This window comes from Paenibacillus sp. ALJ109b (assembly GCF_010747435.1).
GTDB lineage: Bacteria > Bacillota > Bacilli > Paenibacillales > Paenibacillaceae > Paenibacillus > Paenibacillus taichungensis.
In genome coordinates, this window is record NZ_JAAIFP010000036.1 from 1 (window position 1) to 22,414 (window position 22,414).

27 protein-coding genes are annotated in these 22,414 nt (G+C 45.9%); 10 read left to right on the forward strand and 17 right to left on the reverse strand.

All coding sequences use genetic code 11. The features are described from left to right. Positions 1-25: 25 nt before the first annotated feature. From G3352_RS28545 to G3352_RS28555, 3 genes are all read right to left on the reverse strand, one after another. Positions 26-331 carry a hypothetical protein gene (locus G3352_RS28545; protein ID WP_163761451.1) on the reverse strand — a complete coding sequence of 102 codons (306 nt, stop codon included), beginning with the start codon at positions 329-331 and terminating at the stop codon, positions 26-28. A 227-nt stretch (positions 332-558) separates the two neighbouring features. Next, entirely contained in the window at positions 559-1,527 is a 969-nt protein-coding gene (gene rocF, locus G3352_RS28550; protein ID WP_163761452.1) for an arginase, read from the reverse strand. 53 nt (positions 1,528-1,580) lie between these two features. Then, positions 1,581-2,774: an ornithine--oxo-acid transaminase gene (locus G3352_RS28555; protein WP_163761453.1), complete on the reverse strand. Its 1,194-nt coding sequence runs from the start codon at positions 2,772-2,774 to the stop codon at positions 1,581-1,583. Between the two features lie 334 nt (positions 2,775-3,108). Here G3352_RS28555 and G3352_RS28560 point away from each other — a divergent pair, with 334 nt between their 5' ends. Then, on the forward strand, positions 3,109-3,753 hold the full coding sequence (locus G3352_RS28560; RefSeq protein WP_163761454.1) for a GntR family transcriptional regulator: 645 nt from the start codon (positions 3,109-3,111) through the stop codon (positions 3,751-3,753). A gap of 178 nt (positions 3,754-3,931) precedes the next feature. Here G3352_RS28560 and G3352_RS28565 read toward each other — a convergent pair whose 3' ends face one another. Continuing rightward, positions 3,932-4,672, reverse strand: a complete 741-nt coding sequence (locus tag G3352_RS28565; RefSeq protein ID WP_163761455.1) for a class I SAM-dependent methyltransferase — start codon at positions 4,670-4,672, stop codon at positions 3,932-3,934. A gap of 163 nt (positions 4,673-4,835) precedes the next feature. Here G3352_RS28565 and G3352_RS28570 point away from each other — a divergent pair, with 163 nt between their 5' ends. Next, positions 4,836-5,198 (forward strand): hypothetical protein, encoded by a 363-nt coding sequence (locus G3352_RS28570; RefSeq protein ID WP_163761456.1) that lies wholly within the window; start codon positions 4,836-4,838, stop codon positions 5,196-5,198. 277 nt (positions 5,199-5,475) lie between these two features. On the opposite strand, the gene G3352_RS28575 is transcribed toward G3352_RS28570, so the two are convergent. The 4 genes from G3352_RS28575 to G3352_RS28590 all read right to left on the reverse strand — a co-directional run bounded on the left by G3352_RS28575 (position 5,476) and on the right by G3352_RS28590 (position 7,644). Next, positions 5,476-5,703, reverse strand: a complete 228-nt coding sequence (locus G3352_RS28575) for a cold-shock protein (RefSeq protein WP_024633773.1) — start codon at positions 5,701-5,703, stop codon at positions 5,476-5,478. Positions 5,704-5,892: 189 nt separating this feature from the next. Further along, the gene (locus tag G3352_RS28580; RefSeq protein ID WP_024633772.1) at positions 5,893-6,093 is read right to left on the reverse strand and encodes a cold-shock protein; all 201 of its coding nucleotides are present in this window, start codon (positions 6,091-6,093) and stop codon (positions 5,893-5,895) included. Between the two features lie 387 nt (positions 6,094-6,480). Further along, entirely contained in the window at positions 6,481-6,717 is a 237-nt protein-coding gene (locus G3352_RS28585) for a DUF6953 family protein (protein WP_076292258.1), read from the reverse strand. A 141-nt stretch (positions 6,718-6,858) separates the two neighbouring features. After that, positions 6,859-7,644 carry a CPBP family intramembrane glutamic endopeptidase gene (locus tag G3352_RS28590; RefSeq protein WP_163761457.1) on the reverse strand — a complete coding sequence of 262 codons (786 nt, stop codon included), beginning with the start codon at positions 7,642-7,644 and terminating at the stop codon, positions 6,859-6,861. A gap of 299 nt (positions 7,645-7,943) precedes the next feature. Between G3352_RS28590 and G3352_RS28595 the strand changes: the two genes are divergently transcribed. After that, complete coding sequence (locus tag G3352_RS28595; protein WP_163761458.1) at positions 7,944-8,621, forward strand: phosphatase PAP2 family protein; 678 nt, start codon at positions 7,944-7,946, stop codon at positions 8,619-8,621. A gap of 150 nt (positions 8,622-8,771) precedes the next feature. Here G3352_RS28595 and G3352_RS28600 read toward each other — a convergent pair whose 3' ends face one another. Then, on the reverse strand, positions 8,772-9,551 hold the full coding sequence (locus G3352_RS28600; protein WP_163761459.1) for an AraC family transcriptional regulator: 780 nt from the start codon (positions 9,549-9,551) through the stop codon (positions 8,772-8,774). Positions 9,552-9,663: 112 nt separating this feature from the next. On the opposite strand from G3352_RS28600, the gene pyk reads away from it, so the two are divergent. Beyond that, a complete protein-coding gene (pyk, locus tag G3352_RS28605; protein WP_163761460.1) occupies positions 9,664-11,079 on the forward strand; it encodes a pyruvate kinase in 1,416 nt (471 codons plus the stop codon). Between the two features lie 175 nt (positions 11,080-11,254). On the opposite strand, the gene G3352_RS28610 is transcribed toward pyk, so the two are convergent. After that, on the reverse strand, positions 11,255-11,704 hold the full coding sequence (locus G3352_RS28610; protein ID WP_163761461.1) for an SRPBCC family protein: 450 nt from the start codon (positions 11,702-11,704) through the stop codon (positions 11,255-11,257). Positions 11,705-11,988: 284 nt separating this feature from the next. On the opposite strand from G3352_RS28610, the gene G3352_RS28615 reads away from it, so the two are divergent. The 3 genes from G3352_RS28615 to G3352_RS28625 are packed head-to-tail and all read left to right on the forward strand — an operon-like array spanning position 11,989 to position 14,101. Then, positions 11,989-12,726 carry a WecB/TagA/CpsF family glycosyltransferase gene (locus G3352_RS28615; RefSeq protein WP_163761462.1) on the forward strand — a complete coding sequence of 246 codons (738 nt, stop codon included), beginning with the start codon at positions 11,989-11,991 and terminating at the stop codon, positions 12,724-12,726. A gap of 23 nt (positions 12,727-12,749) precedes the next feature. Further along, complete coding sequence (locus G3352_RS28620; protein WP_163761463.1) at positions 12,750-13,295, forward strand: P-loop NTPase family protein; 546 nt, start codon at positions 12,750-12,752, stop codon at positions 13,293-13,295. Continuing rightward, a complete protein-coding gene (locus G3352_RS28625; RefSeq protein ID WP_163761464.1) occupies positions 13,292-14,101 on the forward strand; it encodes a helix-turn-helix domain-containing protein in 810 nt (269 codons plus the stop codon). The genes G3352_RS28620 and G3352_RS28625 overlap by 4 nt, the downstream gene beginning before the upstream one ends. A 63-nt stretch (positions 14,102-14,164) precedes the next feature. Here the strand turns inward: G3352_RS28625 and G3352_RS28630 are convergent, their stop codons facing one another. Then, the gene (locus G3352_RS28630) at positions 14,165-14,698 is read right to left on the reverse strand and encodes an MOSC domain-containing protein (RefSeq protein ID WP_163761473.1); all 534 of its coding nucleotides are present in this window, start codon (positions 14,696-14,698) and stop codon (positions 14,165-14,167) included. Between the two features lie 263 nt (positions 14,699-14,961). Between G3352_RS28630 and G3352_RS28635 the strand changes: the two genes are divergently transcribed. Together G3352_RS28635 and G3352_RS28640 are read left to right on the forward strand one after the other, a co-directional pair. After that, positions 14,962-15,318: a DUF1304 domain-containing protein gene (locus tag G3352_RS28635; protein ID WP_162842469.1), complete on the forward strand. Its 357-nt coding sequence runs from the start codon at positions 14,962-14,964 to the stop codon at positions 15,316-15,318. Positions 15,319-15,437: 119 nt separating this feature from the next. Further along, complete coding sequence (locus tag G3352_RS28640; protein WP_163761465.1) at positions 15,438-16,238, forward strand: DUF4261 domain-containing protein; 801 nt, start codon at positions 15,438-15,440, stop codon at positions 16,236-16,238. Between the two features lie 168 nt (positions 16,239-16,406). Here G3352_RS28640 and G3352_RS28645 read toward each other — a convergent pair whose 3' ends face one another. Both G3352_RS28645 and G3352_RS28650 read right to left on the reverse strand, forming a co-directional pair. Next, positions 16,407-16,901: a GNAT family N-acetyltransferase gene (locus tag G3352_RS28645; RefSeq protein ID WP_163761466.1), complete on the reverse strand. Its 495-nt coding sequence runs from the start codon at positions 16,899-16,901 to the stop codon at positions 16,407-16,409. Beyond that, complete coding sequence (locus G3352_RS28650) at positions 16,898-17,407, reverse strand: hypothetical protein (protein WP_163761467.1); 510 nt, start codon at positions 17,405-17,407, stop codon at positions 16,898-16,900. Before G3352_RS28650 ends, G3352_RS28645 begins: the two co-directional genes overlap by 4 nt. Positions 17,408-17,567: 160 nt before the next feature. Between G3352_RS28650 and G3352_RS28655 the strand changes: the two genes are divergently transcribed. Further along, entirely contained in the window at positions 17,568-17,717 is a 150-nt protein-coding gene (locus tag G3352_RS28655) for a hypothetical protein (protein WP_157258625.1), read from the forward strand. Between the two features lie 83 nt (positions 17,718-17,800). Here G3352_RS28655 and G3352_RS28660 read toward each other — a convergent pair whose 3' ends face one another. The 4 genes from G3352_RS28660 to G3352_RS28675 all read right to left on the reverse strand — a co-directional run bounded on the left by G3352_RS28660 (position 17,801) and on the right by G3352_RS28675 (position 22,409). Continuing rightward, complete coding sequence (locus tag G3352_RS28660) at positions 17,801-18,814, reverse strand: LacI family DNA-binding transcriptional regulator (protein WP_163761468.1); 1,014 nt, start codon at positions 18,812-18,814, stop codon at positions 17,801-17,803. A gap of 104 nt (positions 18,815-18,918) precedes the next feature. Further along, positions 18,919-19,728: a 5-deoxy-glucuronate isomerase gene (iolB, locus tag G3352_RS28665; RefSeq protein WP_163761469.1), complete on the reverse strand. Its 810-nt coding sequence runs from the start codon at positions 19,726-19,728 to the stop codon at positions 18,919-18,921. Positions 19,729-19,811: 83 nt separating this feature from the next. Continuing rightward, a complete protein-coding gene (gene iolG / locus G3352_RS28670) occupies positions 19,812-20,864 on the reverse strand; it encodes an inositol 2-dehydrogenase (RefSeq protein WP_163761470.1) in 1,053 nt (350 codons plus the stop codon). A 69-nt stretch (positions 20,865-20,933) separates the two neighbouring features. Then, positions 20,934-22,409: a CoA-acylating methylmalonate-semialdehyde dehydrogenase gene (locus G3352_RS28675; protein WP_275078687.1), complete on the reverse strand. Its 1,476-nt coding sequence runs from the start codon at positions 22,407-22,409 to the stop codon at positions 20,934-20,936. Positions 22,410-22,414 lie beyond the last annotated feature (5 nt).

The following is a 22,414-nucleotide window of genomic DNA, read 5'->3' on the forward strand; positions in this document are numbered from 1 at the left end:
TCAGTTTTCAAAGATCAAACTTGTTTCATTGCTGTGTGTTGTTCACCTCAGCAACTTTTATATCATACCACATCCGAACCAACTTTGCAAGCTCTTTTTTTAAGTTTCTTTCGAAGCTTATTTCATTCGCTTGCCGCACCGTGTTTCTCGTGTTTTCTTGGCCGGAATTAGAATATACCATGTACAGATTCCGAACGCAAGCTTTATTTTTAAAAAACTTTAGAACCACATTCTCCATCAGATAATCACAATCTCTTTCTTCTATAGTAAAGCCCTCGTAATTATACCCATCACTCCTAAAGGAACCAAGAGGCAACGCAACACCAAACATCTTACTCTAAAAGGCCCAACTTCACACCCCATCCATTCAAGAGCAAGAGGTGCATCCAACAACTATAGCCAGGGAAGCCACACATACCTATCTTCACTCAGTCGAAGATCGTATGGATGAGTCTGACCCTGGCTTTTATATAACATTACATTATATGATTTAACCATATCTTCTATATCTTCTATATAAACATGGATTCATCCGAACAAGAAATAGTAATACATTCGTTATAAGATCCGTTTACCAAGCAATGAAGCAATCAGCTCAACTCCAAGGCGGGCCGTATGCCTGTTCTGATCAAATAGAGGGTTAACTTCCACCAGATCCATGGACGTGACTCGGTTGGTAGAAGCGAGCAGCTCCAGTGCGAAATGAGCTTCACGGTAATTCAATCCCCCTGGTACCGGCGTACCCACACCCGGAGCCTCACGCGGATCAAGACAATCCATATCAAAGCTAATATGAATACCATCTGTTCCTTCCCCGACTACAGCCAGCGCCTGTTCAACAACCTGTTGTATCCCTATTCGATCAATATCATGCATTGTAAAACTCTTAATGCCAAGCGCTCGAATCTGTTCCTTTTCATACACATCCAGATCACGCAAGCCAATATAGACCAGATTGGAGGCATTAACGATAGGCCCCGCTCCCGGAATATGAGACAAGTTAAAAGCTGAATGCCCCAAAGCGGCAGCAACACTCATCCCATGCATATTTCCAGATAGACTACGCTCTTCTGTGTTCAAATCCGCATGAGCATCAAACCAGATTACACCCAGATTGGAATAGTGCCCAGACAACCCAGCAAGAGAACCTATCGCTACACTGTGATCCCCACCCAGAACAAGTGGAAAAGAACCTCTCGCTATCGCGCCAGACACTTCACTGCACACTCGCTCACTCACCTGTTTAACCTCGGATAAATATTTCACACGGTTGCGTTCAATTGGAGCAACAGACTCTGAGGGACAATCTACACGGATCTCTTTTGATACATTCAACCCAAGGCTGGCAATTTCACGTTTCAAACCTGCTGTAATGAGTTCATCCGGACCTAACTCAGCACCACCTCGTGCTCCTCCTAATCCAAAAGGAACCTTAATGATGGCAACATCATTATGATGCAGAAGCAATTGTCTCGTTTCATTAGAAGCATTTAGCGTTCCTGCAGATTCAATATCAATGTTTTCCATGTAAGTCAGCTCCTTCGCAGCTTATATGAAGTAATCAAGGAATGAAAGGTATATCAGTCACCCAACACCTGAGTAATTCGCTCCAACGCCCAGTCGATCTCAGCCTCCGTAATGGTAAGTGGCGGCGCAAAACGGATCGTTGTCTCATGAGTTTCTTTACAGAGCAGTCCAACAGACATTAATTTCTCACAATATGGACGTGCAGGTACATGCAGATCAACACCAATGAACAATCCTCTACCTCGAATCTCACGCACAGCTGAACTGCGAATTCCCTGAAGCTGTTTCATAAAATAATTCCCCAAACGCTCCGAGCGCTCTGCAAGCCTCTCATCTTCTAGAACTTTCAGTGACGCGACAGCCACGGCACAAGCGAGTGGGTTACCCCCGAATGTGGAGCCATGAGAACCTGGTTCAAACAAATCCAGTATTTCTGAATTAGCAGCAATAGCCGAGATGGGCATCACTCCTCCACCCAGCGCTTTACCCATAATCCAGATATCAGGCTCAACACCCTCCCAGTCAGAAGCAAAACGACGTCCCGTTCGTCCGAATCCGGTCTGAATCTCATCCGCCACGGTCAACACCCGGTGCTGTTTGCATAGCGTAAAGGCTTCAGCAAGATATCCTTCAGGTGGGATGACAATACCAGCTTCCCCCTGAATTGGTTCCACAAGAAAAGCGGCCGTGTTCGGTGTGATCGCAAGTTTAAGTGCTTCAATGTCACCATAAGGAATGATTTTAAATCCGGGTGTAAACGGACCAAAGTCTTTTTTGTACTCTTCTGAAGATGAGAAAGAGGTGACCGTCAGCGTTCTTCCATGAAAATTTCCTGAGCATACGATGATTTCAGCTTGATTCTCCGGTACACCCTTGCAGCGATATGCCCATCTCCGTACTGCTTTCACGGCCGTTTCAACCGCTTCAGCTCCCGTGTTCATGGCCAGAATTTTGGGTTTGCCCGTAAATTGCGAGAGCTTCTGATAGAAAAGTGATGCCGCACTGCTGTGAAATGCCCGTGATGTTAATGTTACCCGATCTGCCTGATCCTTCAGCGCCTGAATAATTGCTGGATGTCTGTGCCCATGATTTAATGCCGAATATGCACTTAACATATCCATATAACGGCGACCTTCCGGATCTTCGACCCATACTCCCTCCGCCTGCTCAATGACGATCGGGAGCGGATGATAATTAGGTGCAGCATAACGTTCCGACCAATCCATTAACATTTTCGAATCTGACATATACTCCCAGCACCCCTCTTTGATTATATTGTATACAAAATACAATATCAATGTATGCTTCGCCACGACCATTTACGACTCCTGCTCACTTTTTCCGCTATCACCTAAAAATAAGTTGCATTGTAATGTATCAACACATTTATACGCTGAAATTCCACAAAACGTCATTTATTCAACTCTAAACTAACATCTCTTTAGATCATTAAGATTGCTTGCCCAACTCCCCCCTCGGTGTTAAGATGATAAAAACTTGAAACTCCCGAACGGCGCACCACTACAGGGCTTACACCCTCACACATTCAATCATCACTATATAAAGAAGGGGGGATTCGGTATGGAGGCACCCAAATACCGGTCCTTGAAAGATCATGTTTACGATTATATCGCGCAGAAAATTCAGGACGGGACTTTGCTCCCCAATCAGAAGATTAATGAAGCGGAGATTTGCAAAAAGCTGGACATCAGCCGTACACCTACTCGGGAAGCCTTATTTCAGCTCACTTCTGACAATCTTCTGCAATATATCCCACGTAGAGGATTTATCGTCGCTCCTTTTGATGCTGGCAAAAAACTTGAGTTCTCGCAGGCCATTGGTGCGCTTGAGGCACTCGCTGCTACACTCGCAGCGGACCTACTCAAACCGTCTGAGCTTCTGGAGATGGAGGCCCTTGTTGCACGAATGGATGAAGATATTACCCAGCTCGATCTGGCCGCTTACAGCAAGAATCAATATCAATTTCATAACCTGTACATCCAACGCTGCGGCAACGCCACTGTCATCGAAATATTAAACACGTTAAAAAACAGCTTTATTCGCCAATCGTATGTCAGCGACAACAAGCCGAAGCTCTCCAGTGTACTTAATGAAGTAAATGAAGAACATCGCCAAATCGTAAGCGCTTTTCGAGCCAAAGATAAACCGCAACTGGAAGCTCTGTTGAAGCATCACTGGCGCATTATCGACAACGATATGCTGTAATGCTTTCAGCCATAATCTGGCGTGAGCTATTTTTATTACTCAGATTGATTGGTTTAGAGTCCAAAAACAAAGAAAAAGCAATCCACTTTAGAGTGGGTTGCTTTTTTAGATGCCAGATTTGGCATCAGCTTAATTTTTTCACATTCGTTATTGGACTACCCTCTCACCAACAAGTATCCTACTCTTTCTGTTTATTATCGTTAACCATTGATGACTTTGCTTCAAAAACCGCATAACCCAGTCTTTTTCCGTATCTCGCAAGCAGACGATCATTGGTACGACCCATACGCTGTACTTGCTCATCCTCAAACAAGCTCATATCCATCTCCCGATGAGGGTCATGATCCACGCCCCATTTTCCCATAGAACGAGATTGTTCCTTGACCAAGACTTCAGTAAATCCACACTGTCTGAGTCGTTTCTTCCATGTAGTCATGGTTGCCAGTGTCCTTATTCCGTAAAATTGTTTTAACCTACGACTCATTACCTCTGTCTTCCTTCCGGATAACACCATCTCCCGATCAATGAAGAGACCACCCGGCTTCAATACTCTCTTATATTCCGCAAAGGTACTCCGCCACTGGGTGAAAATAGTGACAGACTCTACAAATACCATATCAAAATAATGATCTGGAAAAGGCAAGGATTTCACATCTGCCTGAATAAAACGAATATCCAAGCGCTCCCGTCTTGCACGTCGCACCGCTTTCTCCAACATCTGCCGATTAAGATCAACCGCAGTTACCCGATAACCGTTTCGAGCCAGATAACAAGCCGTCCTTCCTGTACCGCATCCCACCTCAAGCACTTTACTATGCGCAGGCAGAGACAGCGTATCCAACAGTTTCATCGTTGCTGTAAACCCTCCCGGATGGGCACTTCCTTCACCAAGCCGGGCCAGTAAATCATGATAATCCATGAGATCCCTCCCTTTTACTCCCTTCAGTGTATGGAGCAAATATAAAAACGGCTCCTCCCCATCTAATTTCCGGGTACTCGTCCATACCAATCAGTAATCTTTTTACTATGATATACAAACCGTTGAATTCAAGCGGCAACCGCACCTATTGAGGAGGATTTGCATGTACAGAATTAATCCGGTATGTGAAGAAACGGTTTCTCCGCACGTTGGACGTTCCGTTTGTCTCGTTATGAACGACGGTAAGCATATGTATGGTACGCTTAGTCAGTGTCGCGATGGTAAAATTTATTTGAACGGATGTTTCGAAGGACCACGGCTGTGTTCAGTCAAATCCAAACAGCAGCTTGTAAAAAGCAGCAAGAAAAACGCTGTTGCAACAAAGAAAGTTAATTCTTCGGCCTACGGTCCATATGGTTATGGAGGAAACGGTGGGGGTTACGGGCGTTACGGCTATGGAGCTGGAGCAGGGATCGAACTGGCCCTGGTAGCAACCCTGTTTCTGCTGCCATTCCTGTTCATTTAAATTTCTAAACAATCAAAAACAAAGAACCTTCTCGCTTCATGCGAGAAGGTTCTTTGTTTTTGATTTATCGTTACTTCAAACCCTAGATTCAAGTAAACAAATTGCTATAAATTAAATATATTTCCACTTAAATATTCAACATAATTGGGAAAAAGGTATAAGAAAAGGCATTCGCCAAAACGAATGCCGGGAACTTCATATTTAATACCCTTACCTTTATACAAGATGTCAGGTTCAACTAAAAAAAAAACACCTCGTTAGAGGCGGGTAAGCTATGTTAAATCCGATTTCCTTTAGGCATCGTTTTCAGATTACTATTCGAATTTTCAAGCAATGGCAGCATCCTGGTCGTGCTAACCATCTCAGAAGCACATATCGGACAAGTAGGCACGCTATCAAACGCAAAATTGTCCCGCATCCATCCTTTGCACGTATCACTCGTACATTCCCAGATTGCCGCATCAGCTTGTGGAATCTCTTCCAACGGTTTTTTGCGATTATACATGACTTCTACCCCCTTTGTTATGGAAAAACATCTAATCCGACGTTATTTCACAGAAGCCACTACTTAGCGGAAGTTTTGTCCCGTCCGGACTTCTGTCTCGACAACTATTGGGCCAACATTCATTATAACGGCTCAAAAAAAAGAAGCTGCCTTTACCATTATAACATGTTAAAGGCAGCTATGCTTTAATTACAGTTTTACAACTTCTTCTGCTTGAGGACCACGGTTTCCTTGTACAATTTTAAATTGCACGCGTTGACCTTCGTCCAGCGTTTTGAAGCCTTCGCCTGTAATAGCGCTGAAGTGTACGAATACATCTTCTCCGCCTTCAACTTCGATGAAACCGAAGCCTTTATCAGCGTTGAACCATTTTACTGTTCCGTTTTGCATGTGAATTACACCTCCAAATAAAGATTAACATGTTCCTTTGTTCTTTGCAGCAAGCAAATAAAAATTCACACATTGAAAAAGGTACCAGTCATAACCTATAAGTGATCGCCCTTTACAATATGTGAATTAGGTTTTCCACTCTCTACAACTTGTTTTTATTATAACTCCGTTTCCACCAAAAAGCAAATCTTTGTATTTTCTTTTCAAACAGCTTTGGAAATACATGTATTCGCACGCACTGGAACAAGGTTTGTCGCTTACCTACCGCTCATTGCGGTCTTATGAAAGGATATGCAGATCCGAACCAACTTATACATTTTCTATAAAATATTTTGACATGCATATCCAACACATCCATGAAAGCTCAATCAATCACATGATAACACTCTACGTCCATGCCCACATAAAAGCATCACGATCCCATGCAATTTGCCCACGGTGAAGCTTGCGGAACGCTTTCTTCACATCTTTTGATAACGAAGTGTTTCCATTCTCATTCACAAATACAAATTCTTCTCCAAAATTAGACTTTACATATTCAATTGCAGCTTCCTGATGAAGCGTACCGGTGAATTTAATCTCCTGTACCATCCATTCCGCCACTGCCTGTGCTGTTTTTTCCACAATATCACCTATTTATCTACCCATTGTACGGATGAACGGGCCCTTATTATGTAACAAGCCTGTCATACCGCCAGACTGAAGTATACCACGATCCCAAGGCTGGCGGTAAACAGAGTTATGTAGCTTCCGATCAAGATCGTTTTAATGAACCACCGAACTCCCAGGTGTACTAGTCTCTGAAGAAGATGATTTCGTTCGAACACTAAACGTCAACCATACGCAATAAGCAACCAACACAACCAATATGAAGATATCGTAGAAAAGAGTCCCGGTATCTTGTCGGTCGTCCCCAAGAAATTGGATCAAATTATGTATGAAATGAAACAGGATCAGCGGCACGATATTTCCGTTTTTCAACATTAACAGCGCGAGTGCCGCTCCAAGCAGCAATGCATAGATCAGTTGCAGAATGGTATCTGCCATACTCTGACCGGATAATGCATTCATGATATGAGTAATAGAAAATAGAACACTGGAAGTGACAACTGCCGCAACCGCACTCTTACGAAGCAAAGTTTTGAAGATCAGTCCACGATAAATGGTTTCCTCCACAAAGGCGACAAGCAAGGTGAAAAAGATAAAAAAGGCTACCTTGGACAAGGTTAACTCTGTAAATCCTTTGAGCGCAAGAGTACCCAGTACAAGGAGTAGTGGAATATAATACTTGGCATGACTTGCCGGGATGGTTCTTAAGGAGCGAAATCCAGTCTCTCTCCATTTGCGTCGTAGGGTGAGATAAATAATGAGCACGAGGGCAATTGGAATAAATGACATCAATACTGGTGATGTGTAGTCCAGTTGCTTCACGGTTGCAATCGCTCCTGCTACGAAAACCGCCAGCAAGAGGAGTAATTCAATAATCACTACCGTCAGTACCGGTTTACGTGCGGAGAAGGATTGGTTTTGCCTGGATTGCGGGGTTTTCATAAATTGTATCGGCCTCATTTCGTTTTTAATTCGTTGTCACACGAACTTATATGACAATTTAGTTGTATCATATCTATAGATATTCGGGTATCCTTTTCTGGATAAAACTATAAAAGTAACAAAAAAGAGAATTCCTCTTACAGCTTTTACCTTACAATCAGGTATGGCTCAAGTGCTAAAATGTCCATTATATTAGTAAAAGAATGAATTAGTGCAGGGGTGCAACACTTCTGCAACGTCATATATGTGGAGAGTTAAGATGAAAGCTTTGAAATGAAGAACGAAATCAGGGGGATACTATGAAAGCATTATTTCTGCGCTGGGGACATTTGCTGGCAATCTTATGTATACCGCTTCAAGGTTCCATTTATGTTTTGTTGGGCAGTAACACGGGAAGTGATGTCTTCTACAATTATGCCTGGATTGATACACAGATTCCTTTTATCAAAGAATTTATTTATCCTTATGTCAGTTGGATGCCGATTCTGTATCTTGGATTTCTCTATTTGGGCCTGACGAACAAATCGCTATTCTGGCGTATGATAATCACCTATAACGTAGGAGTAATCGCAGCCAATATCGTTTTTGCGGTCTTCCCTACTTACGTGCCACGGCCGGAAGCTATCGGAACTGGTCTAAGCAGTGCGCTCGTACAATTTATCTATACCAATGATGCTCCATTCAACTGCTTTCCAAGCATTCACTGTCTCACAAGTTATCTGCTCTTCATATTCATCAATCGCCATTTGAACTTCAAACCACTGGCGCGGATCTCATGGTCCGTATGGCTGTGGCTGATCATTGCTTCGACGGTGTTTGTGAAACAGCATTCGCTGCTGGATGTAGCTGGCGGAATTTTATTCGCGGAAGCAGCGTACTGGGCTGTGCATGTAGTTGCGGTTCGTGCAGGTCTGGCAAGCAAAAAAACAAAGCAGACAATCACGGCTACAAATTCAAGCAGCAACCGCTTAGTATAAGATCTATATTGCATAGGCACGAGTAATTCGACTGTCATGAAACCAAAAGAGGGCCGAGGCCCTCTTTTTTTGCGTAATTTATCTAGCGTAATTTATCTAGATGTTTAAATGTAAGAACTTTTCAGGACGCAACCATGAGGACCCTTTCTTTCATACAATAGGTGGGCGTTCATGGAGCAAATCAGATGGAGGACTTCCCATTAAACGCTTGAATATCCGGTAAAAATAAGACAGATCTCGGTAACCGAGAAATTCTGCAATTTCCTGAATGGAGAGCTGTGACTCGGTAAGCAAATACACCGCCCTTTTCATCCGTTGATCATGAACATATTGGCTGATCGTCTGATTCGTCACGCTTTTAAATAACACGGCTGCGTAATTAGGAGTTTTACCGATCTCATCCCCGAGCTCTTCTTTCGTAACTTTCTCCCGGTAATGCCGCTCAATGTATCGCTTCATCCGCTCCGCATGAACATGTCTCTCCGGCGGAATAACACCGCGGTCCAGTTCCCTATTTATATAAATAAGCACTTCCATCAATAAGGCTTGGCTCATCATGACATAATAAGACGGACGTTCCTGCCATTGTTGTTGGATGGCTTTCATACGTTCATGAATCAGTTCATAACATCCGGGCTTATGTCGCAAGGCCTCACTCCGTTCCAGCGCGGGCAAACCTTGTGCATGCTCCCCCTGTAATTGAACAACAATTTGCGTGTGGGTTACGGTAGGAATACTTTTGCCGTAATACGGAATACCAGCGGGAATTAGCAGCAGCTCACCTTTCTCCATGATCTGCTTCTCTCCGTTCACCCAATATACACATTTTCCATAAGTAACCAAGCTTAACCGCCAAGTTGCCTGTGACTGCACCGCTTCTTCGTACCAACCGACACCATTAATGTGCCGTACTTCTAATGGAGTGACCATAACACACCTCATTATTGGACTATATTCTAATCATTGTACTATAGTTCATACCCTGATTCGACAGAAAACGCTACAATACACATATAAGCAAACATATGAGGAGGAAAATAGCATGTTGAAAACAAAAATTATTTGTACTATGGGACCTGCTTGTGACTCAATCGAATTGTTAAAAGTAATGATTCAGGAAGGGATGACTGTTGCCCGTCTGAACATGGCTCACGGAGAGCTGGAAGATCACGTAGCACGGATTAACAATATCCGCAAAGCGGCTTCCGAATTGAATACGTATGTACCAATTATGATGGATATCAAGGGACCGGAAGTTCGTATTGGCAAACTGAAAGAAGCATCCTGTCATCTGCAAGCAGGTAAAGAGCTTATCCTGACTACCGAAGAAATTCTTGGTGACGCTGAGCGCATTTCGGTAAACTATCCTGAATTGAACCTCGTTGTAAAACCTGGAGATCGCATCCTCATCGATGATGGCTTGGTAGATCTGACTGTACTGTCCGTGGAAGGTTCAGATATTCACTGTAAAATCATCAGCGGCGGCATTCTGAAACCACGTAAAGGAGTTAACTTGCCAGGAATCAAAACGACTTTGCCAGGTGTAACGGAACGTGACGTTATGCACATCGGATTCGGGATCGAAAACGGTATCGAAATCATTGCTGCTTCCTTTGTTCGTAAAGGCGATGACATTCGTGAAATTCGCAGCATCCTGAAAGAACGCGGTGTAGATCATGTACAAATTATCTCCAAAATCGAAAACCAGGAAGGCATGACTAACCTGGACGATATCATTGAAGCATCTGACGGTATCATGGTAGCGCGTGGAGATCTCGGGGTTGAAGTACCTATCGAAGACGTACCTATGATGCAAAAAGAAATGATCGATAAATGTAACCGCGCAGGTAAACCGGTTATCGTAGCAACACACATGCTGGAATCCATGCAAGTGAATCCGCGTCCAACTCGTTCCGAAGTTAGTGACGTAGCTAACGCTGTTCTTCAAGGCGCCGACGTTGTAATGTTGTCTGGTGAATCGGCAGCAGGTAAATATCCGGTACAATCCGTGCGCACGATGGCTGCTGTTGCTCGCCGTGCTGAAACGATGATTGATTACAAAGAACAATTCAACCAAAAATCCGCTCAACAAGTAGCTGATATTACCGAAGTTATCAGTCAGGGAGCAGTTAGTTCTTCCCTCGTCCTGAATGCCAAAGCGATCATCACTTCTACCGAGAGTGGATTTACGGCGCGTATGATCTCCAAATATCGTCCAAAATCACCGATCATCGCTGTTACACAGCATGAAGAAGTACTCGCTAAAATCTGCTTGCTCTCCGGTGTCATTCCGGTTATGGGCGACAAAGTAACGACAACCGATGAAATGTTCGAGTCCGCTACACGCAATGCAATCAAAACTGGTTATATCGAAAAAGGGGACATCATCGTATTGTCCGCTGGCGTACCGATTGGTCAATCCGGTAACACCAACTTGATCAAAGTTCAACAAGTATAATTCAACAGATCGAATTGCATATATGGTTGAAAATACAAAAATCCGCCGAGAGCAGAATTGCATCTCGGTGGATTTTTCTTATGCACTTCATTTTATCATTCAACAATCGATTATAAAAAAACGCCTTATCAGCGCATTTTCATATATTTATATATTCACTCGTGGATCGGAAGCTTTACCAGCCAAAATTCAGCGTTTTGCCCGTCTCCACCCACGTCTTGATACTGCTTAATATCATCCACCAGCTACTCTGTGCGTTCGCAATGGATGGATGGTTGTCCGTAAATTGGTCATTGATCAATGTTAACTTCGTACATTCCCCTACCTTCTCCAGCTGGAACACTACTCTGGATTGAAGCTCAGCGTGATTGGCGTGGTAGGAAGGTCCGGGATGCTCAAGGTAACTTAACAGGGATAAAGGTTCGAATTCCAGAATATCGCCGTACACATGAACCGTCTCTTCACCGTCATTCCCAGGCCCTACATAGGCGAACGGCTGACCCGGTTGGAAATTGGAACGAAGTTCGCTACCAAAAAAGCTGCTCCGTGTACCGTCCGGCGAGATCAGGGCATTCCACACATCTTCCTGTCCGGCATTAATAAAGAACTCATATTTCAATTCCATGAACTCACTCCCTTTATGTGTTGTATTGAATGTACAACTGAAACTTGCTTGCAACACTATCCTATCGTTATACCCCAAACGGTGTATTGTAAAAACGCGACAACAGCAAAAATATATGATTTCAGATGCCATGAAGCTTGAATGTTTCGGACTTTTCGTCCGGTGCTAAACTTCAACAAATATAGTGCTTTTCCAGGAGATCAGATATACTAAAATGGAATGAAATAACAGGAAATGTATACAAGCTGGGGACGGATAGTTAGCATCCAGAAAGGAACTAAAATATGAACCAAACAACAAATATTATGGGAATCCCATTTCCCAATAAAACTATGGATCAGACGGTTACGATTCTTGGTGATGTAGTCGATCAGAGACAATCCGAACTGTTCCATGTCATCACAGGCAATCCGGAAATCGTCATGTCCTGCCAGAAAGATCAGGTGCTTCGTTCGGTCGTGGATCAGGCAGGTATTGTAACCGCTGACGGCGCAGGCATTGTTATGGTATCCCGCTTTCGGGGTGGACAACTGACCGAACGAGTAACAGGTTGTGACCTGCTTTTTCGTTTGTTGGAGGAAGGAAGCGGGAAGAATTGGTCCTTTTATATGCTCGGGGCAGAAGAAAGTGTCAGTAAGCGAGCTGTAGAAGTTATTGCGCAAAACTATCCGGGAGTCGTTGTTCGTGGCAGACATCATGGATTTTTCACAACGGATGAGGAGCAAAGCATTGTAGAAGAGATTCAAGAGGCACAACCTGATTTTCTTATTGTGGCCCTAGGAGCGCCCAATGCTGAACACTGGATCAACAAATATCGCCATCAACTCAATGCTCGTGTAGCCATCGGAGTCGGGGGAAGCTTGGATATTCTGGCCGGTAAAACCAAACGAGCACCTGCAATATGGCAGAAGCTTAACTTGGAATGGCTTTATCGACTGCTCAGCCAGCCTTCCAGATGGCGCAGACAACTCATTTTGCCACGTTTCGCTGTTCGGGCGTTGTTGTTCAGAGAGCAAAGGTAATATCAAGGGGGACTGGTTACGGAATGGTCGGTAAAGAATCCAAGATCAAATTCAGGCCAAACAAAATACATATTATCGGCTCAGTCGGCAGCGGCAAATCTACAATGGCCCGCCACTTATCCGCGAGGTTAGACCTTCCTTATTATGAGCTCGACAATATTGTGTGGCACCGTGTACCCCAAGGACAGGATATTCGCAATAGTCCAGAGACGCGGGACACACTTCTGCAAAAAGCTGTGTATTCCACTCAGTGGATTATTGAAGGTGTGCACTATAAATGGGTGGCAAGCAGTTTTGAGCAGGCTGATCTTATCGTCTATTTAAATACCCCTGTGTGGAAAAGGAATGTGCGCATTTTCAAACGTTTCACAGTACAGAAGCTCGGGCTGGAACAAGGAAATTACCGACAGACTTTCACTATGCTCTGGAAGATGTATAAATGGAGCTATCAACATGACCGTACGGAAAAGGCGCTAATCATGGCGTTTTTGCAGCCTCACCAACATAAATTGTGCATGGTTCGTAACGAAGCAGAATTGACGAGATACCTGGAGGAATCGACAAAATGAAACATGCGGATCATGCTATCAGACCCAGTATGGGTCTTCTGAATCTGGATGAGGGCGACAAAAAATATTGCCTGACACGGTATGCCCCTTCCGAAGCATTGAGTTCTTTGGTCAAGCATTTCTGGATCATCTCCTGGGATCTTACCGGGCATGATCCATATCCGCAGCATGTGGTTCCGAATCCCTGTGTCAATCTGGTGGTAGAGCGGGGAAACACCTTTTTCTTCGGTCCATCTGGACAGAAATTCTCCTATCTCGTCCGCGGAAAAGGAAGCGTGTTTGGGGTGAAGTTTAAGCCTGGCGGCTTCTATCCATTCATTCGTACTCCCGTTTCCACATTGTATGGGAACCCCTTGGATGTCTCTGGTGTGCTTGGTGTCGATGCTTCACTGCTTGAAGAACGTCTACTCGGGGACGGAAGTGATGCGGACAAAGTCAGTTATATAGATCAGTTACTCTGTAAACATCTCCCTCCTCCTGATGATCAAGCCCTTCTGGTCAGCCAGATTGTGCTGTATATTGAGCAGCATCGGGATATGTTGAGAGTCGATGACTTATCTGCCTCCTGGAATATGCACACAAGAAAGCTCCAGCGCCTGTTCAATCAGTATGTGGGCATCAGCCCCAAAATGGTGATCAAGCTCTACCGCCTGCAAAATGCTGCTGAGCTGATGGAGCGGGGTGTGGATTGCGATCTGGTTAAACTGTCCCAGGACCTTGGATATCACGATCAGTCGCATTTTATCAAAGACTTCAAGTCCATTATCGGCAGCACACCTGAAGAATACGTCCATTCCAGAGGATAAACTGAGATTAACTACAGTCGAAGCAAAGGACTAGACTGCAATGCAAAACCCTGTCCTGAAGCCTCAGGACAGGAGAATAACTTCGATGGTATCTCCCGTACCGATGGCGCCTTCACGCTCGACTGAGCAGACGATTCCGCGTTTTTTACGGGCGGCTGGCACGAACTTTTTGCGCAAACCATCCTGTTCGTAGACTTGCTCAATGATTTTCCCTGGGTGTACACAAGGCAGATTCTCCCCTTCACAGATCAGCCCCGTTCCATCCGGGAACAGAAGTCGCGTCCCGACAGGAAGCTCCGTCAACTTTTCAACACCACGGACCAATAGGTTGGCGCCGAGCCACTCCGGGCGTACTTCCGGAATATTCATCTTCTGTGCTATGAGAGCACATTCCTCTTCTGAGACAATACTGATTTGCCTGCGATTTGCAATCGGCGTTCCCCGTTTGTATATTTTCTGGCGGGAGTCCGCCGGGCGCAACAGACCGTAATGCCGGTCACTCGGAATTCCAGCGAGTTCAATATCGATAAAAGGTACGACTCGTGTAACAAATGTTGATGGATCATCCGCCAGCAGGACGAATTGAACGGTTCCCACATCCACACTAATCCCCCTTTTCCATGAGTAAGTTCACTTCTTTATTGTTCATTATTACCCAATGAATGGGTTTTCGACAATCAGCTTATGTTTATCTTTGTACTTAATCCGCGGCGTAATTATAAACGAGAATCATGAACCCATTAACAATTTACACAATTAATTTGTGTAAAATCAAATTTATACTTTCGGTTCGGATGGCAAACATTTATACTGAGTAGGACAAGTAAATAAATGACATATAAGAAAGCAAGGTGTTTCTTTTGATTAGTATCATTTTCGTGGCTATTGTAGCCATTGAGCACTTCTACATCATGGTGATGGAGATGTTCCTGTGGACCCGTCCACGCACGATGAAAACGTTCGGTCTTACCCCTGAACTAGCCGAATCCACCAAGTCCCTGGCAGCCAATCAAGGTCTGTACAATGGATTTTTGGCCGCAGGTTTGATCTGGGGTCTCGTTTATCCAGATGCATCCGTTGGACAGCACATTCAGATCTTCTTCCTGGCATGTGTCATTATCGCTGCCCTCTATGGAGGTGTAACCGCTACTCGGTCCATCATTATCAAACAAGGGCTGCCTGCGATCATTGCATTACTTCTCGTTCTTTTCCTCTGATCACCTGATGGCCATTACCATACCGGGATTCATTAAAAGCTCCAATGTGGTAAGGTATGGTTATAAAGGCATCAGATTATGCCTGATCACAGTGATTGGTCTGGAAAGGAGAACGTTTCATGGGACTGTTTGACAAGCTTCGACGCCGCAAAAAGGAACACCCGACCGCAGGTGGAGCCGTACATACTGCTCCATATAGCGAAACCATCGTTGGATTTGTTTTGCTGGAGCACGAAGATTGTAATTTTGATCACTTCATTAGCACGATGAAAAACGAGTGGAATATTGAGATTGAGGAACGTCCGGAGGAAGGCAATCTTTTTTTCGAAGTGGATGGAATGCAAGTAGTGTGTGCACACATTAATGCCCCTGTCCCTGACCGCGAAGTAGAGGAAAATGCCAAATTAAATGTGCTGTGGCGGGACGCGGTGCAAGTCACTTCAAGACATCAATCTCAGATTATTGTCTCTGTACTGAATGCAACTGACGCCATTCAGGCACATATTCTGTTCACCCAAACAGCGAGCGCCTTGCTCCAGCTTGACCATGCACTGGCTATATATATGGCGCCACTTGTGGTGGAAGCAGGTCAGTACGTGGACATCAGTCGTGGAATCAAGGAACAAGAGCTGCCCGTCTCCCTCTGGATTTTCATCGGACTATTTCAAAGTCCTGAAGGTGCATCAGCCTATACTTATGGGTTACGCAACTTCGGGAAAGAGGAGATGGAAATCACTCAATCCACAAAGCCCTTAAGTGAAGTATTTGAAATGATGTATATGACTGCGACTTATGTTGTTGAAAACGATGTAACCCTGCATGACGGTGAGACGCTCGGCTTCTCTGCAGAACAAAAGCTACCCATCAAACGTTCGGAAGGAATAGCCACAGAGGGTAGCAGTTTGAAGATTGGTTTTTAGGCATCGTTAAGAGTCGTCCAGATTCCTCTTTTCTGTTTGTGAGCACAAAGGAAATACGGTGCGATTAATATGAAGTCATATCTTAAGGCGTTTCCCAGCATATGAGGGGAACGCCTTTTTGTATTTTCAAATCTTCATATGAACGCGTTCACCATGCTTGCAGTAAGGTCATGGGTTCATCGCACACACCATCGTTACAGATGTGCCACACATGCCATGTTCGACGAATCCGAAACGCCGATAAAGCCGAATTGCTTCGTTATCCGGGTCAACACTGAGCGAAACGGCATTAATGCCCCGTTTTCGAGCCTCTTCTAACGCCTTCTGAATAAGACGGGTGCCTATTCCTTCTCCACGTGCTGTCTCAATCACAGCCATTCCCATCTCGGGTGTAGCCGCATTTATATAACCATATCCCGCATTCTGATCATTAAAAAACCGCAACGTCACCGAGCCCATACGCTTTCCCTGAGAATCCACGGCGATAAATCCGAAATCTCCTTCTCTCCCCCAGCCTTCAACGTACTTGGACATCCCGGGGCTATGAATGATCTCAGGTTCAAATGGCTCTTCGCCCTCCCGCCTGAACATGGATGCATACAACATCTCCCACAGAAAAGGGATATCCTGCTCCTCAATCGGACGCAATTGATACTCCGTCATTTCTTCCCCTCCTTCAAATTAGTAAATAGGCGTTCCACTTCACTTAAATTAAAATCATTGGTAATTTCATAATTTTCAAGCTTGTCTCTCGTTTTGTAACCGCTATAGATAGAGACGGCATGCTCGTTATAAAACGTAATTCCAAAGCCTTCTGTAAATTGATCTTCTTTCTTTGTCCTAAGCTGCCAGTCATAGTAATATGGGTTCCCCTCGAATCGCTCGGAGATATCTGTATGCTTTAGCCTTCTTAATTCGATATCCTTCGCTAACTTCAACATATTTCTAATCTCTTGGGGATCTTTAATAATCACTTCTTCTTCATCGTATGAATCGGTGGTCGGTATTTTTTTGATAACCAGAGTCTCCAGTGTATCCAGCATACTCATATGATCCGTGACCTCGGCTCGAAAGGTAGTTTGTTGCCTCGAAATGTACATGGGTATCACAATAACTGCAATCACGAGTACAACAACCACACCAAGAATGGTTTTGGTTCTTTTTTTCATTGAGATCTCCTTTCACCGTTGGGTAAATCAGGAAATTAAAGATTCCATTATAAGTATACCATCTCATCCAAATATTGTTCTAGATCATTAAAATAACCCACTAAATACAAGTACTTTATAAAGAAAAAACCTCTTCATAATGATCTCCAGTGTTGCAGCCATGTCGGAACAGAGCGCGGCTTCTACAGAAGAGGTTGCTTCTTCCACGCAGGAACAGTTCAATTACATTACGAGCATCTCGGAACGTTCCAATGAGCTGGCGCAGCATGCCAATACGCTGTACGAGGAAGTGAAGAAGTTTAAGATTTAACTCAAACAAGCCGCGTTCACCCTTAGGTGCACGCGGCTTGTTTTGTGTGGACGACGTATATGTTTCAGAACAGGGCTGTAGTCTTAAGATTGATCTGATACATTCCCTGTCGAGTCTCTAATGACCAATTCAGGCTTCAGGACAATTTTCTGTGGTGATTTCCCTTCATCTTTTAACTCATCAATTAATAAATCAACGGCACGACGCCCCAGATCCTCAATAGGTTGGGCAACCGTCGTCAGAGGCGGACTGGTTACCGAAGCCAGAATCGTATTATCGAATCCGATGATTGATACATCTTCAGGTACACGCAGATTTAGTTCTTTGGCAGCTTGAAGCGCGCCAATTGCCTGTATGTCGTTACAACAGAAGATGCCTGTGGCTCGATTCTTTTCTGTGAGCAGCACGAGCACCTCTTTTTTGGCTGAACCCAGATCGGCAGATGACTCTCTCACCTGATCAGCTTCAAGAGAATAACCCGCCTTCTCCAATGCTTCACGAAATCCGCGTACACGTTCCTGACTGCTGCTGACTTTGAACGGTTCGGACAGCACCGCTACGTGAGTATGACCCATTTCAAGCAGATGCTGTGCTGCCAAGGCACCGCCAAGCCTGTCATCGATCGCAACGGTATGTACCGACAACGACGGCATATGACGGGCAATCAGAGCAACAGGTATCGACTGTTGCAGGAGCGGAGACAGAATCTCGGCATTATCGATACCTGTTCCGATCATCATGCCGTCGACCCTTTTTTGCTGAAGCAGATTCAAATACCGCTCTACCCGCTCGTCCTTATTGTCTGTGCTGCAAATCACGACGCTATAACCCAACTGCCGACTGCGATCTTCTACCGCTCTGGCCAGCTCGGCAAAATACGGATTAGAGATATCGGGCACGAGCAGCCCGAGCGTGTATGTCTGCTTACCCGTAAGTGCAGCAGCAATAGCGCTCGGCTGGTAGTGAAGCCGCTCCATGATCTCCATAATCTCGGCACGCCGCTTCTCGCTAATTTTACCTTTGCCGTTAATGACCTGTGAGACGGTTGCAATGGATACCCCCGCCTCGCGTGCTATATCATATATGGTTGCTTTCATCGTTATTTCCCCATTTGTGCTATATATAAATTCCCTTATATATAGGTAATCGTTTTCTTCTCATTATGCAGGGGGAAGTCCGCATACGCAACTTGAAGCCGATACTACTTTTTATTCATCAGCCAATCATGGTCCGGGTCGTTATGAAACTTCCAGGTCCGGGTTGGTCCTGCCATCACATTTAGATAGTAGACTTCGTATCCCGGTGGAGCACCCACCGGATGGTATCCACACGGAACAAGCACGACTTCGCCATTGTTCACTGCAAGCGTCTCATCTACAGCTCGATCATCTGTGTATATCCGTTGGATGGCAAACCCCTGCTCAGGCTGCACTCGGAAATAGTACGTCTCCTCCAGCAATGATTCGTCAGGCAGGGCGTCCCTGTCATGTTTATGCGGCGGATAACTAGACCAATGTCCATCTGGCGTGAACACCTCAACGACAAGCAGACTGTCTGCTTCTTTTTGTTCCGGCAAAATGTTGTGAATCTGTCGTTCCAGGTTGCCGTAACCACGCGTCTCAACACCTACATCTTCCGGGGCAATCAGACGAGCTGGATACGTGCCTTTACTTGGTGCCGCACATATGGCAATCTCCAATGCGGTAAGAGCGGTGAACTCCACTCGATCTGAACTGGATACGTAAATCGAATACGGAGGAATTTTCTCAAAAACACTCATTCTTTTCCCGATTTTCTCCCACGTATATTCACGAGTACTTACATTCGCCAAGCCGCTAAGAAGCACAAGGCAGAGTTCCTGATCTCCACTCTCACGAGTTAGGGTCTGTCCCTCCGCAAGCTGCACCACCTGGAACCCAACATATTCCCATCCCGCAGACTCTGGTGTGACCGTCAACAACGTTCCGTCTGCTTTCGGATTCAACACAGGTTTTACTATGCGTTCTGACATGCTTTCTTCCACTCCTTCCAGTATTCATCCTTAAACCTGATGGCTGTCTATTAGGATTAAAAGAACTTGTTATGAAAATGGCACTACGGGGAAACCGTCTGCGATTCCACCGAGATGCCCGGCACTTCCCGCAGCTTCACAGGTCTGCCTTGTTCCATGGACATGCGAGCGGCGAGTGCGATGCGTTCTGCCTGAACGGCATCATTCCCGTTCACGATGACAGGTGTATCGTTCAGAATCGCGTCGATGAAAAGAGCTGTCTCCTGCACGTACGCTTCGTTGTATCGCTCCAGGAAAAAGTGCAGTGGCTTGTCGCGCATCAATCCGTTTGCTGTACTAATCTCTGCCGTATTCGGATGATCGTTCGCAGCTGCGGCGCTGCCTAATGAGCCAAATACCTCGACTCGCTGATCGTATCCATATACCGCTTGGCGGCTGTTATCTATGACGCCGATTGCTCCATTTTCAAAACTCATCGTCACAATGGCCGTATCCACATCGCCGTGTTCCGCAAAAACAGGATGAATCAGCACATTGCCCTGGGCATAGACTTCCTCCACTTCACTCCCGGACAAATACCGGGCCATGTCGAAATCATGGATCATCATATCCATGAAGATTCCGCCAGACACCCGGATGTACTCCGCTGGCGGCGGACTCGGGTCACGAGAAGTGATTTTGATAATATGCGGATCACCAATCGTTCCCTCCTGCACATGTGCACGTACCCGTTTGAAGTTATGATCGAAGCGACGATTGAATCCAATTTGCAGCTTTACCCCAGCCTTCTGCACGGCTGCAACAGCTGCCCGAGTCTGATGAAGATCCATACTGACCGGCTTCTCGCAAAAAATGTGTTTTCCCGCCTGGGCTGCATTTTTAATCAGTGGTACATGCGTATCTGTTGAGGAACAGATCAGTACTGCATCCACATTTGGCATGGCAATCAGCTGGCTGCTATCTGTCGTTACCACCGGAATGCCACGGCTGGAAGCCCACTCCTCCAGCTCGGGTCCTGCAAACAAATCACTGATGCCAACAATCTCGGCATGCGGGTTGCGCAGGAGATTGTCCGCATGAATTTTACCAATACGCCCAGCGCCGATGATGCCAATTCTCACTTTATCCTTGCCCATTCCGTTATCCTCCCTGTATGTGTCCATGTGGACTCAACGTTCTTCCATTGGCTGGTATGCCCTGAGTGATTACCAGCGGGCAGTAACCATCTTTTTGCGAGTATAAAATTCAACGCCGTCTGTACCATTAGCATGCAAATCACCGTAGAACGATTTCTTCCAGCCGGAAAAAGGGAAAAATGCCATTGGCGCAGGTACGCCCAAGTTAATGCCCAGCATGCCTGCATCAATCGTCTCACGGAATTGGCGCATGCTTGCTCCACTGCGGGTGAACAGGCAAGCTCCGTTGGCAAAGTCGGAACGGTTGGCCAATTCCACTGCTTCCTCCAGCGTAGCTACCCTCGCTACCGAGAGCACCGGTGCAAAAATCTCGTCCTTCCAGATCTTCATAGTGCTCTGCACCTCATCAAATACCGTCGGACCAACGAAATAACCAGACTTGCCTGTCGCTTCATCTTTGCGACCATCCCGGATCAGAGCAGCGCCTTCCTGTTCTCCGGATTCAATGTAACTAAGTGTACGTTCCTTATGTGGACCACGAATGACAGGACCCAAGAACACCCCTTCATCCATGCCGTTACCAATGGTGATGCGATCTGCTGCTTCCACCAGCTTTTGCACCAGCGTGTCAGCAACATCGCCCACGGCGACAACAACCGAGCAGGCCATACAGCGCTCTCCGGCTGAGCCGAAGGCCGCACTGGTGATTTCTTTCACCGTCAGGTCGAGATCGGCGTCCGGCATAACGATCGAGTGGTTTTTGGCACCAGCAAGCGCCTGTACCCGTTTGCCATGTGCGGATGCGGTAGTGTAAACATATTCAGCCACAGGCTGTGATCCGACAAAAGAGATGGCTTGAACATCCTTGTGTTCAAGCAGTCCATTCACGACGTCATGCGCACCGTGAACGATATTGAGCACGCCGTCCGGAAGCCCTGCTTCCTTGAACAGCTCAGCCAGACGGCCTGCCAGCAGCGGTGTGCGCTCGGACGGTTTCAGGACAAAGGTGTTGCCGCATGCAATCGCCAGCGGAAACATCCAGCACGGTACCATCATCGGGAAGTTGAAGGGGGTTATTCCCCCAATTACACCGATTGGGTACCGATACATGCCTGACTCCAGCCCAGTGGCGATGTCGGGCAGCTGTTTGCCCATCATCAGATTCGGGGCGCCTGCCGCGAATTCGACGCATTCAATGCCACGCTGCACTTCGCCGTAGGCTTCCGCGTAGCTTTTACCGTTCTCCAGCGTAACCAGCCGGGCGAGTTCTTCCCAGTGCTCCACCAGCAGCTGCTGGTAGCGGAACAGAATTCGTGCACGGCGGGGAACCGGTGTGCCGCTCCAGGACGGGAACGCCTCCCGTGCCGTCTGGACGGCCAAGTCCACATCCGCCTGTTCAGACAGCGGTACGTGTGCAATGACCTCTTCCGTAGCCGGATTTACGACCGGCTCCGTACGGGTTGCCGCCGGGGTCACCCAGGCACCCCCAATCCAGTTTTGAACCATTGTCGCTGTTACTGACGCTTCCGAAATTCCTTTTCCCATAGCCC